At 64.4% G+C, this 12,531-nt stretch carries 10 protein-coding genes; 6 read left to right on the top strand and 4 right to left on the bottom strand.

Annotation, left to right across the window (positions count from 1 at the left end; genetic code table 11):
- Positions 1-232: 232 nt before the first annotated feature.
- On the bottom strand, positions 233-1,102 hold the full coding sequence (locus EOA23_RS10495) for a helix-turn-helix domain-containing protein (RefSeq protein WP_127303937.1): 870 nt from the start codon (positions 1,100-1,102) through the stop codon (positions 233-235).
- A 106-nt stretch (positions 1,103-1,208) separates the two neighbouring features.
- On the opposite strand from EOA23_RS10495, the gene EOA23_RS10490 reads away from it, so the two are divergent.
- From EOA23_RS10490 to EOA23_RS10470, 5 genes are all read left to right on the top strand, one after another.
- The gene (locus EOA23_RS10490; protein ID WP_042645344.1) at positions 1,209-2,477 is read left to right on the top strand and encodes an ABC transporter substrate-binding protein; all 1,269 of its coding nucleotides are present in this window, start codon (positions 1,209-1,211) and stop codon (positions 2,475-2,477) included.
- A 258-nt stretch (positions 2,478-2,735) separates the two neighbouring features.
- Complete coding sequence (locus EOA23_RS10485; RefSeq protein ID WP_126063574.1) at positions 2,736-3,596, top strand: sugar ABC transporter permease; 861 nt, start codon at positions 2,736-2,738, stop codon at positions 3,594-3,596.
- Positions 3,593-4,429: a carbohydrate ABC transporter permease gene (locus EOA23_RS10480; protein WP_127303935.1), complete on the top strand. Its 837-nt coding sequence runs from the start codon at positions 3,593-3,595 to the stop codon at positions 4,427-4,429. Before EOA23_RS10485 ends, EOA23_RS10480 begins: the two co-directional genes overlap by 4 nt.
- A gap of 12 nt (positions 4,430-4,441) precedes the next feature.
- The gene (gene ugpC / locus EOA23_RS10475; RefSeq protein WP_127303933.1) at positions 4,442-5,527 is read left to right on the top strand and encodes a sn-glycerol-3-phosphate ABC transporter ATP-binding protein UgpC; all 1,086 of its coding nucleotides are present in this window, start codon (positions 4,442-4,444) and stop codon (positions 5,525-5,527) included.
- A 54-nt stretch (positions 5,528-5,581) separates the two neighbouring features.
- The gene (locus EOA23_RS10470; protein WP_127303931.1) at positions 5,582-7,609 is read left to right on the top strand and encodes an aldo/keto reductase; all 2,028 of its coding nucleotides are present in this window, start codon (positions 5,582-5,584) and stop codon (positions 7,607-7,609) included.
- A 168-nt stretch (positions 7,610-7,777) separates the two neighbouring features.
- Here the strand turns inward: EOA23_RS10470 and EOA23_RS10465 are convergent, their stop codons facing one another.
- A complete protein-coding gene (locus EOA23_RS10465) occupies positions 7,778-8,206 on the bottom strand; it encodes an Lrp/AsnC family transcriptional regulator (protein WP_126063570.1) in 429 nt (142 codons plus the stop codon).
- Positions 8,207-8,289: 83 nt separating this feature from the next.
- Here EOA23_RS10465 and EOA23_RS10460 point away from each other — a divergent pair, with 83 nt between their 5' ends.
- Complete coding sequence (locus EOA23_RS10460; RefSeq protein ID WP_281058749.1) at positions 8,290-9,432, top strand: saccharopine dehydrogenase family protein; 1,143 nt, start codon at positions 8,290-8,292, stop codon at positions 9,430-9,432.
- Positions 9,433-9,600: 168 nt separating this feature from the next.
- Here the strand turns inward: EOA23_RS10460 and lpdA are convergent, their stop codons facing one another.
- Both lpdA and EOA23_RS10450 read right to left on the bottom strand, forming a co-directional pair.
- Positions 9,601-10,998, bottom strand: coding sequence for a dihydrolipoyl dehydrogenase (gene lpdA, locus EOA23_RS10455; protein WP_127303927.1), 1,398 nt, complete (start codon positions 10,996-10,998; stop codon positions 9,601-9,603).
- A 231-nt stretch (positions 10,999-11,229) separates the two neighbouring features.
- Positions 11,230-12,525, bottom strand: coding sequence for a dihydrolipoamide acetyltransferase family protein (locus EOA23_RS10450; protein WP_127303925.1), 1,296 nt, complete (start codon positions 12,523-12,525; stop codon positions 11,230-11,232).
- Positions 12,526-12,531 lie beyond the last annotated feature (6 nt).

Below are 12,531 nucleotides of genomic sequence, written 5' to 3'. Positions count from 1 at the left end.
TCATTCTAGGGCGGAGCGGGAAGCGAAGCGTACCGCGTAGACCCTAGAATCCATGCCGTGACTTCTGCCGGCGAGCGCAACGGTGCAGAATATTCTGTAACCGCCGCAACGTTTTAATGTTACGGCATGGATTCTAGGGTCTGCGCGCGTCGCTCCGCTCCTTGCTCCGCCCTAGAATGACGACCGCGATGGGCGTTTCGGCCTTACGCGTGGCGGCGACCGCTGACCATTCTTACCGCCCGGCGCCCGCCCGGCGGAAATCGGAAGGCGACATGCCGGCAAGCTTGCGGAACGATTTGTTGAAGGCGCTGAGCGAGCCGAAGCCGGAGTCCATCGCGACCTTCAGCACATTGGCGTCCTCATGCATCAGAAGCGCCTGCGCATAGCTCAGCCGCAAGAGACTGACATATTCGTTGAGCGTCATGCCGGTCGATTTCTTGAACAGGCTCATGGCGTATTTGGGGTGGATGTCGGCGGCGCAAGCGATGTTCACGCAATCGATATCGTAGAGAAAATTCTCGGCGATGAAGTCGCACATGCGCCCGACATTGCGCGAGGACTGCTGGTCGAAGGGGCTGCCCGCGCCATGTCCGGCGGCGGTTCCGGGCACCAGCCGATAGGGCTCGAAGCGCACCCGCTCGAGCCGAAGCAGCAGCTCGTTGACGGCATGCTCTGTCCTGGCCGGATCGCCTGAGCGCGCATACTCGTTCCAGCGCTTGAAATTGTCATTGTCGGATTGATCGGTGGCATTCGTCACCAGCGTCGCGCCGGTCATCAGCCGGTGGCGTATGTCGGCCGGCAGATGCAGGCGGAAGAAATGCACCAGCGGCAGATGCGCGCCGGCATAGATGGCATCGTCGGAAAGGTCGTCCATCTGGTGCGGCAGGCCGCCCCAGAACAGGCACATCTCGCCGGCCGACAGCGAAATCTCATGCTCGGCCATGCGGTAATGCACGCGGCCCTGCACGATGAAGTTAACCTCGACCTGGGCGTGCCAGTGCGGCTTCAGCATCACCAACGGGTGGTTGTAGAACATCTGCAGCATCAGCGGCAGTCCTTCGACGCTGCTCGCGCCAGGTTGGTAGAACGGACGCTCGGACATCTTACTTTCCGCCAACTTCTTATTCCCTCTGTCGGGGACAAGCCTTCCGCGCCGCATAATCTAGCCACGCTCACAGCGAGAGAGCAAATGAATTGGGAGGATTTCAATGCGCACGACACTGACCTGCGCCGCGCTTTTGCTTGCCCTGGGTTCAGGCCCGGCGCTGGCGCAGTCCGGCGAGATCACCATCTGGAGCTGGAACATCGCCGCTTCGTCGCTGAAGTCGACGGTCGAGGGCTTCAACAAGAAATATCCCGACATCAAGGTCACGGTTCAGGACCTCGGCAACCAGCCGACCTATGACAAGTCGATCGCCGGCTGCGCCGCCGGCGGCGTCGGACTGCCCGACATCGTCACGATCGAGAACGGCGAGGCCGAGAACTACTGGAGCCAGTTCCCGGACTGCTTCGTCGACCTGCACACCCTGGGCTACACCGCCGAAGACCAGAAGAAATTCCCCGATTTCAAGCGCACCGAGCTCGAGGTCGGAGACAAGGCCTATGCCATGCCATGGGATTCCGGCCCGGTCGCCGTCTTCTACCGCCGCGACTTCTACGAGAAGGCAGGCGTCGATCCGGCCTCGATCAAGACCTGGGACGATTTCATCGCCGCCGGCAAGAAGATCCAGGCCGCCAATCCCGGCGTGTCGATGACCAATGCCGATTTCAACGGCGACACCGAATTTTTCCGCATGATCTCCAACGAGCAGGGCTGCGCCTATTTCGCCGAGGACGGCCAGTCGATCACCGTGGCCGAGCCGAAATGCGTCGACGCCATGACCAAGGTCAAGGAGATGAAGGACGCCGGCATCGTGTCGTCGGCCGACTGGTCGACCAAGATCACCAACAACACCGCCGGCACCGTCGCCACCCAGGTCTATGGCGGCTGGTATGAAGGCACGATCCGCACCGAATCGCCGAAGGAAAGCGGCAAATGGGGCGTCTATCTGATGCCAAGCCTGACCGCCGACGGCCCGCGCGCCGCCAATCTCGGCGGCTCGTCGTTGGCCATCACATCGGCCTCGAAGAACAAGGAAGCGGCCTACGCCTATCTGAAATACACGCTGGAGACCAATGACGGCCAGATCACCATGCTGAAGGATTTCGGCCTGGTGCCGTCGCTGGTCTCTGCGCTCGATGATCCTTACGTCGCGCAAGGTCAGGAATATTGGGGCGGCCAGGCGGTCTGGAAGGATATCCTTTCCACGCTGCCCAAGGTGGTGCCGAGCCGCGGCACCCAGTTTCAGAGCGACGCCGAGATCATCGTCCGCGCCGTGCAGACCAAATATCTGGCCAACGGCTATCCCGACGCCAAGGCCGCGCTCGACGACGCCGCCAAGCAGATCGCCGCCGCCACAGGTTTGCCGGTGAAGTAGAGCCACTTTCCCTTCCCCCCTTGTGGGGGAAGGTGGCCGCGAAGCGGCCGGATGAGGGGTGTTCCAGGGAAAGCCGACGTCTCACTCTGCTGGAGCACCCCTCATCCGTCTTGGCGCTGCGCGCCAATCCACCTTCTCCCACAAGGGGAGAAGGCTAGACAGGGCAGCGCTGGCCTCGACAATTGGCGCCGTCCAGCATTCGAAGCATGATCAACACCGCGCCCGCCAAGAAGGCGCCACCGAGAAAGGAGGAAGCCGATGCGCACCCAGAACGCCACCGCGTACCGCTTCCTCACGCCTTACCTCTTGATCTTCGCCGTCTTCTGGATCTGGCCGATCATTTCCTCGTTCCTGATCTCCTTCCAGGCGACGCGGACCGTGCCGTGGCGTTTCGCGCCGGCCTTCAACTGGGGCCGCCTGATCGGCGACCCCGCCTTCTACAACGCGCTGAAGAACACACTGCTGATCCTGGTCATCCAGGTACCGGTGATGATTGCGCTGGCGATCGTCATGGCGGTGCTTCTGAATTCGCCGCTCTTGAAGGCGCGAGGCCTCTACCGCTTCGCCTTCTTCGCCCCGGTCGTGGTCGGCGAGGTCGCCTATTCGGCCGTCTTTCGCCTGATGTTCAGCCTCGATTTCGGCATCGTCAACAAGCTGCTCAACAGCGTCGGCCTGCCCAAGGTCGATTGGTTCTCCAACGTCACACCGGCCATGGCGTTGATCATGATCGCGGTGACCTGGCGCTGGGCCGGCTACAACGCCATCATCATCCTCGCCGGGCTGCAGTCCATTCCGGAGGACGTCTACGAGGCGGCGACGCTCGACCGCGTCAGCAAGGTGAAGCAGTTCTTCCACATAACCTTGCCGCTCTTGAAGCCCGTCATCGTCTTCTGCGCTGTGCTGTCGATCATCGGCACCATGCAGCTCTTCACCGAGCCGTTCCTGATCACCGAGCGTGGCGGCCCCGGCGGTGGCACCGAAACGCTTGGGCTGCTGCTCTACCGCCAGGGTTTTCGGTCGCTCAATTTCGGTTACGCCTCGGCCGTCGCCTACACCATGGCGGGCCTCGCCATCGCCATCACTTTGGTGCAGCTCTGGCTGATGAGGGAGCCGAAATGACCTCGCGCTCGCAGGCAAGGCTCGGCCGCAGCATCCTGCTGCATCTCTTCCTGACCCCGCTGGCGCTGATCTGGCTGTTCCCCCTGTGGATGATGGTGGTGTTCTCCACCATGCCCGACAACGGCATCTTCAGCCCCGGCATCGAGCTACTGCCGCATGACGGCTTCATCGACAATTTCAACAATCTGCAGCGCGACACCAATTTCGTCGGCGCCATCGGCATCTCGGTCTCGGTGGCGGTGACCTACACCGCGCTTTCGGTGCTGCTCACCTCGATGGCCGGCTGGGCGCTGGCACGTTACGAGTTCCACGGCAAGGGCGCGGTGGTGGCGATCATCTTCGGCACCATCACGCTTCCCTACGCGGTGGTGCTCATCCCGCAATTCATCATGGTGGCGCGCGACTTCGCTTTGGCCAACACCTGGATCGCGCTGATCGTGCCGCCGCTGTTCAATTCACTCGGCGTGCTCTTCATGCGCCAGGCCTTCTCGATGATGCCGGCCGAACTGTTCGACGCAGCTAGGGTCGAAGGCGTCAAGGAATGGCGCATCTTCCTGTTCGTGGCGCTGCCCTTGGCCCGCCCGATGCTGGCGGCGCTGGCGATCATCCTCTTCCTCGCCTCATGGAACAATTATCTCTGGCCGTTGCTGATCAACAGCCAGCCCGGCGCGATGACCGCGCCGGTGGCGCTCGGCACGCTGATCGGCCTGACCAAGGTTTCCTGGGGCGGCATTATGGCCGGCGCCGTGATGCTGACCCTGCCAATGCTCATCGTCTTCGTGCTGTTGCAGCGGCATTTCATCGCCGGCATCGCCGCCGGCGCGATCAAATAGGAAAGAAGCGCGATGGCCGCCGTCACCCTTACCAATGTCATAAAACGCTTCGGTTCATTCGAGGTCGTCCACGGCGCCAACATCGACATCGCCGACGGCGAGTTCGTTGTCTTCGTCGGCCCCTCCGGCTGCGGCAAGTCCACTTTGCTTCGAATGATTGCCGGGCTGGAGGACATCAGCGGCGGCGACATCGCCATCGGCGGCAAGGTGATGAACGATGTCGAGGCGGCCGACCGCGGCATCGCCATGGTGTTCCAGTCCTACGCGCTCTACCCGCATATGACGGTCGAGCAGAACCTCTCCTTCGGACTACGCATGAACGGCAACCCGAAGGCCGACACCGATCGCCGCGTGAAACGCGCGGCCGAGATCCTGCGCATCGACGAATTGATGCAGCGCCGGCCGAAGCAGCTCTCCGGCGGCCAGCGCCAGCGCGTGGCCATCGGCCGCGCCATCGTGCGCGAGCCGCAGGTTTTTCTCTTCGACGAGCCGCTCTCCAACCTCGATGCCGAGCTCAGGGTGCAGATGCGGGTCGAGATCTCGCGCCTGCACAAGGAGCTCGGCGTCACCATGATCTATGTAACGCATGACCAGACCGAGGCGATGACGCTGGCCGATCGCATCGTCGTGCTGAAGGCCGGCAATGTCGAGCAGATCGGCGCGCCGCTCGATCTCTATGACGACCCGGCCAACCGATTCGTAGCCGGCTTCATTGGCTCGCCGAAGATGAATTTCCTCAGCGCCAAAGTCGTCGACACGTCAAACAGCGCCGCGATCATCGAGCTCGTCAATCATGGCGGCGCACGATTGCGCAAGCCGCTCCGCGATGCTTTTCCCGCCATCGGCGCCGAAATCGTGCTCGGCGTCAGGCCGGAGCATTTCTTCAAGGCCGGCGAGGGCGATTGCGACATTCCGGTCAAGGCCGACGTCGCCGAGCATCTTGGTTCCGTGAGCTATGTCTACGCCAACGCGGGGCCCGAGGAGCTGATCGTCGAGCGCGAGGCCTCGCGCCAGCGCGCCGGCGGCGATCATTTCACCGTTTCGATCAAGGCCGAGCGTTCGCTGCTTTTCGACAAATCAGGCGCGAGGATTCGCTGACTTTCTTTTCCGCCCGATCCCCAAGGCGTGGCGGCGACCCATGGAGAATTCGACATGACATCTGGAAAAATCCGCTGGGGCATCCTCGGGCCCGGCAGCATCGCCAAGTCTTTTGCCGGCGGCGTGAAGGGATCGCGCACCGGCACGCTTGAGGCGCTCGGCGCCCGCAACCCTGCCAAGCCGGGCCTGGCGCAAGCCTTTCCCGGCGCGCGTATCCTCGACGGCTACGATGCGCTGCTCGCAGACAGCCAGGTCGACGCCGTCTACATTTCGATCCCGCATCCCGGCCACGCCGAATGGGCGATCAAGGCGGCCGAGGCCGGCAAGCATGTCCTGTGTGAAAAGCCGCTGGCGCTCACCGCCTTCGAAGCCGACGCCATGATGCACGCCGCGCGCAAGGCCGGCACCTTCCTCGGCGAAGCATTCATGTACCGGCTGCACCCGCAGACACGCCAGCTGGTCGAGCTGATCAAGTCGGGCGCCATCGGCGAAGTGCGCATGATCAAGTCGAGTTTTGGTTTCGCCATGCCGGGCTTCATGCCCGAGCACCGGCTCTATGCCAACGACCTCGCCGGCGGCGGCATCCTCGATGTCGGGGGCTATCCTGTCTCGATGGCGCGGCTGATCGCGGGCGCCGCGATCGGCCAGCCTTTCGCCGAGCCCGACAAAGTCGTGGGTACCGCCCATCTCGGCCAGTCCGGCGTCGATGAATGGGCTTCCGCCTTGCTGCACTTTCCCGGCGGCATCGTCGCCGAAATCTCCTGCAGCATCTCGCTCGACCAGGACAATGTGCTGCGCATTTTCGGCACCAAGGGCCGGATCGAGGTGCCCGATTTCTGGTTCGCCGGTGGCAACCGCGATGTCGGACCGGGCCGGATCGAGGTGAACCGGTCCGGGGCAGCTCGCGAGGTGATCAGCCTCAACGAGACCCGTCACCTCTATTCCTTCGAGGTCGATGCCGCGGGCGAAGCAATCCAGGCAGGCAGGCAGGAATTCGCCTGGCCGGGCATGTCCTGGGCCGACAGCCTCGGCACGCTGCGCGTGCTCGACAGATGGCGGCAGGCCGTCGGGCTGGAATATGAGATCGAAAAGCCGGCTAAACGAGTCAACACGCTCTCCGGCCGGCCGCTGCGTGCCGACGGCACGGCCATTGGCAAGCGCGTCCTTCCCGGCCTGCCGAAACCGGTCTCGCTGCTGGCGCTCGGCTTCGAGGATTTTCGCACCTTTTCCTCCGGTTCGATCCTGCTCGACGCTTTTTTCGAGGTCGGCGGCAATCTGTTCGACACCGGCTATGTCTATGGCGCCGGCTACACCGAGACGCTGCTCGGGCAATGGCTCACAAATCGCGGCGTGCGCGAGCAGTCGGTCATCATCGCCAAGGGCGCGCATTCGCCGCTCTGTTACCCCGATGTGATCGCAAGACAGCTGGCGCAGTCGCTCGACCGGCTGCAGACCGATCATGTCGACATCTATTTCATGCATCGCGACAATCCGGACGTGCCGGTCGGCGAGTTCGTCGACGCCATGGACGCGGAGGCCAGGGCCGGCCGCATCCGCGGCCTGTTCGGCGGCTCCAACTGGACGATGGAGCGCATGGACGAAGCGATTGCCTATGCCGAGAAGAACGGCAGGCAGAAGCCCGGCGCGCTCTCCAACAATTTCTCGCTGGCCGAAATGCTGGAGCCGATCTGGGCCGGCTGCGTCACCTCCTCGACCGATGCCTGGAAGGCCTGGCTGGCGGCGCGCCAGATGCCGAACTTCGCCTGGTCGAGCCAGGGCCGCGGCTTCTTCACCGACCGCGCCGGCCACGACCGGACTGACAATGAGGAGCTGGTGCGGGTCTGGTACTCGGAAAGGAATTTCGCCCGCCGCGACCGGGCGATCGAGCTGGCCCGAAAACTCGGCAAGAGCCCGATCCATGTCGCGCTGGCTTATGTGCTGGCGCAGCCCTTCCCGTCGGTACCGCTGATCGGCCCGCGCACGCTGGACGAGCTGGAGGACAGCCTCAAGGCGCTCGATATCAAGCTGACGCCGGAGGATGTGGCGTGGCTGGACGAGGGTGCGGAACGGAGGAGGGGGTGACGCGCGTAATCTCCCCCCTCGAGGGGGAGATGGCCGGCAGGCCAGAGGAGGTCGGTCCGACCGGGCTGGACCTCTTTGCGGAGGGCGAGGGAGGTTGGCTCCCCACGCGAAGCGACCCCCTCTGTCGCCTTCGGCGACATCTCCCCCTCAAGGGGGGAGATTTGGCTCTCACCGATCAACCCGCGTCGACAAGATAATCGACGACGACGTCCGCTCCACCCCGTCCATCGCCCCGATGCGGTCGAGCAGCGCGTCGAGGTCGCGGATCGACGGCGCGTCGACGATAACGATCATGTCGAAATTGCCGCTGACCGAATGCACTGTCCGCACTGGCGCCATTGCCTCCAGGCTCCGCACCACCTTGTCGGCGAGTTTCGGCGTGACGGTAAGCAGCACATGCGCCTTGACCAGCCCCTGCTCGTAATCGGGCGACAGCCGCACCCCATAGCCGGCGATGATGCCGCGCTGCTCCAGCCGCTCGATGCGGCTCTGCACCGTGGTGCGCGAAAGCCCGAGCTGGCGCGCCAGCTCGGCGGTCGAGGCCCGAGCGTTGGCGCGCAGCAAAGTGAGCAGGGCCTGTTCGGCTTGAGTGAGCATTTCGTCGAAGCCTTTCGGCAAACTGGATAAAGTTCAGCTTTATATTGCCAGATTCCACGCTTCCTTTCGACAGGCAAGCTGCGATGATTCCTGCAACTCGAAATTTGGCAGGGGAATTGATCATGAAGAACATCGTTGTCGTCGGCGCCGGCAAGATCGGCTCGACCATCGCGGAAATGCTGAGCGCCACGGGCGACTACCGCGTTACGTTGGTCGACCGCTCAGCCGCCCAGCTTGCCGCCGCCGAGCTGCCGGCCGGCGTCGCGACGCAGGAACTCGACATCGCCGCCACGGGCGAACTGGAAAAGATCCTTGCCGGCAAGTTCGCCGTGCTGAGCGCCGCGCCCTTCCACCTCACCACCCGCATCGCCGAGGCGGCGGCCACCACCAGCGTGCATTATCTCGACCTCACCGAGGACGTCGTCTCGACCCGCCGGGTCAAGGAGCTGGCGCGCGGGGCGAAAAACGCCTTCATCCCGCAATGCGGCCTGGCGCCGGGCTTCATATCGATCGTCGCCAACGACCTCGCCAGCCGCTTCGACACGCTGGAAAGCGTGCGCATGCGCGTCGGCGCGCTGCCGCAATATCCGTCCAACGCGCTGAACTACAACCTCACCTGGAGCACCGACGGCGTCATCAACGAATATTGCGAGCCCTGCGAGGCGATCGTCGAAGGCGAGCTGATCGAAGTGCCGCCGCTGGAGGAGCGCGAGGAATTCTCGCTCGACGGCGTCACCTATGAGGCCTTCAACACCTCCGGCGGGCTCGGCACTCTGGCCGAGACGCTGAAGGGCAAGGTGCGCACGCTGAACTACCGCACCATCCGCTACCCCGGCCACGCCGCGATCATGAAGGCGCTGCTCAACGACCTCGGTCTGCGCCACCGCCGCGACGTGCTGAAGGACATTTTCGAAAGCGCCCTGCCTTCGACCCTGCAGGACGTGGTCATCGTCTTCGTCACCGTCTCGGGCCGCCGCAGCGGCCGCCTGCTGCAGGAGACCTACGCCAACAAGATCTATTCGCACCGCGTCGGCAACATCGTGCGCAGCGCCATCCAGATCACCACCGCATCGGGCATCTGCGCCGTGCTTGACATGCTGGCCGACGGCTCGCTGCCGGCCAAGGGCTTCGTGCGCCAGGAAGACATCGCCCTCGACGCCTTCCTCGCCAACCGCTTCGGCCGCGCTTACGCGCAGCACGAGATGGTAAGCCGGCTGGCGGGGTGAGCTGGCTAATCTCCCCCCTTGAGGGGGAGATGTCGCCGAAGGCGACAGAGGGGGTCGCCGCGCGTGAAGCGCCAACCCTCCATTTGTCGCAAGGGAAGTCGCATCCAGTCGCACCGACCCCCTTTGGCCTGCCGGCCATCTCCCCCTCAAGGGGGGAGATCACTTGCCTTATATATGCAGCGCGTGCCCCAGCGCCTTCAGCGCCGCTTCCTGGAAACCCTCGCCCTGCGTCGGATGCGCATGGATCGTCCCGGCAATGTCCTCCAGCCGCGCCCCCATCTCCAGCGCCAGGCCGAATGCCGCGGACAGTTCCGACACGCCTTGCCCGACCGCCTGGATGCCGAGCACCAGATGATTGTCCGCGCGAGCAACCACGCGGACAAACCCGTCCTCGCCCTGTTTCGTCATCGCCCGGCCGTTGGCGGCGAAGGGAAACTGGCCGATCTTGACCTCGCCGGCGAATGCTTTCGCTTCTTCCGGCGTGAGACCCGCGGTGACCAGCTCCGGATCGGTGAAGCAGATCGCGGGAATGGCGCGCTTGTCCCAGCTTCTCTTGTGGCCGGCGACGATCTCGGCCACCATCTCGCCCTGCGCCATGGCGCGATGCGCCAGCATCGGCTCGCCGGTGACGTCGCCGATGGCAAAGATGCCGCGCATCGAGCTGCGGCACTGGTCATCAATGCGGATGAATTTTCCCGCTTTGTCGAGGTCGATCTGGTCCAGCCCCCAGCCCTCGGTGAGCGGCTTGCGGCCAACCGTGACCAGGATCTTGTCGGCGGTGACCTTGGCGTTCTTGCCGTCCGCCGTCTCGACCAGCAGCGCGTCGCTCTTGGTCGACAATCCTTTGGCCTTCGCGCCCGTCATGACTTCGACGCCAAGCTCGCCAAGCCGCTTCAGCACGGGCCGCGTCAGCTCGGCGTCATATTGCGCCAGCACGCGCGGCAACGCTTCGATCACCGTGACCTTGGCGCCCATCCTGGCGAAGGCCATGCCGAGCTCGAGACCGATATAGCCGCCGCCGACGACCGCGAGCTTCTTCGGCACATCGCTTAGCGCCAGCGCCTCGGTGGACGAGATGACCGGACCGCCGAAAGGCAGGAACGGCAATTCGACAGGCGCCGAGCCGGTGGCGATCACGACGGCTTCGGCGCGGATGACCTGCGTGCCGGTCTCGGTTTCGACCTCGACGGTCTTGCCGTCGCGGAACGTCGCCCAGCCCTGCACGGTCTTCACCTTGGCCCTCTTCAGCAACCCAGCCACGCCGCTGTTGAGCCGGCTAACGACACCGTCCTTCCACGCGACGGTTCTGGCGAGGTCCAGCGTCGGCGCGGCGACCTTGATGCCGAGCGGATCCTTGCCGGAGGCCATATGCGCTATTTTCTCGAACTCCTCCGCCGCATGGATCAGCGCCTTGGAGGGGATGCAGCCGACATTGAGGCAGGTGCCGCCCGGCTTCGCAACTTCAACAATGACCGTATCGACACCGAGCTGCCCGGCGCGGATGGCGCAGACATAACCGCCCGGGCCGGCGCCGATGACCAGCAGCTTGCAGGAGATTTCTTTCATATCGACTGCCCTCTCGGCGATGGCCGGTACGCGCCTTCCCTTCCCCCCTTGTGGGGGAAGGTGGATCGGCGCGATAGCGCCGAGACGGATGAGGGGTGTTCCAGGGAATGCCAACGTCTCACTCCGCTGGAGCACCCCTCATCCGTCGCCTGCGGCGACACCTTCTCCCACAAGGGGAGAAGGTGGAGCGCGCATCCCGGCGCCGCGACGTTCAAGCCCAACATCCACCCCTCAATCCACAAAAATCAGCGCCGGCGTTTCCAGCAGCGCCTTGATGCGCTGGACGAAGACCGCGGCATCCCAGCCGTCGATGACGCGATGGTCGAAGCTGGACGACAGGTTCATCATCTTGCGCGGGATGAACTGGGTGCCGTCCCAGACCGGCCGCACCATGATCTTGTTGACGCCGACGATCGCCACTTCCGGATAGTTGATGACCGGCGTGGTCGCAACGCCGCCCATGGCGCCGAGCGAGGTGATGGTGATGGTCGAGCCGGACAGCTCCTCGCGGCTCGCCGTGCCGGCCTTGGCCGCATCGGCCAGCCGGTTGACTTCCACAGCACTATCCCAGAGGTCGCGCGCCTCGGCATGTTTTACCACCGGCACCACCAGCCCGTTGGGCGTCTGCGCGGCGATGCCGATATGGATGCCCTCATGCTGGTGGATGATGCCGGCTTCGTCGTCGAACAGCGCGTTAAGGTTGGGCTGCTCGCCGATCGCCTTGACCATCGCCCGCATCAGGAATGGCAGCAGCGTCAGCTTGGGGCGATCGGCACGCTTCTCCTTATTCAGCGTCGCGCGCAATTCCTCCAAGGCCGTCACGTCGATCTCTTCGACATAGGTGATATGAGGGATGCGCGATTTCGCCAGCGACATCTTTTCGGCGATCTTGCGCCTGAGCCCGACGACCTTGATGTCCTCGACGCCGTCCTTGCGTGCAAGTCCGGTGGCGCGGGCGACCTGCGGGCCGCGTGCTACAAACGCGTCGATGTCCTCATGGCTGATGCGCCCGGCCGGACCGCTGCCCGGAACCTGGCGCAAATCGATGCCGGCTTCCTTGGCGCGCAGCCGCACGGCTGGCGAAGCCAGCGGCTTTTCGCCCTCCGCGCGCTGCGCGCCGGAAACGGAGGCAGGACGCGCGGCTTTCGGCGCGGCTGTGGTCGTCTTCGGCGGCTCCGGAGCTGGCTTCGGGGCGGCCGGTGCCGGCACTGGATTTGCCTCGGCCGGCTGAGCCGGCGCTTTCGCCTCGGGCACGGCTTCGGCGGCTGCCTTTACATTGCCTTCGCCGGCCACCTTCAGCCGCACGATCGGCGAGCCGATCGCCACCGTGTCGCCGATCTCGGCGCCGAGCCACAGGATCTCGCCGTCGACCGGCGACGGGATCTCGACGGTCGCCTTGTCGGTCATGACGGCGGCGAGAACCGTGTCCTCGCGCACAAGGTCGCCGACCTTGACGTGCCACTCGACAAGCTCGGCCTCGGCGACGCCTTCGCCGACATCGGGAAGCTTGATGACGTGTTCGCCCATCTCAGG

The sequence above is a fragment of the Mesorhizobium sp. M2A.F.Ca.ET.042.01.1.1 genome (assembly GCF_003997405.1).
Classification (GTDB): domain Bacteria; phylum Pseudomonadota; class Alphaproteobacteria; order Rhizobiales; family Rhizobiaceae; genus Mesorhizobium.
The sequence above is the reverse complement of the archived record's forward strand: the minus strand, read 5'-3'. Positions and strand labels throughout refer to the sequence as shown.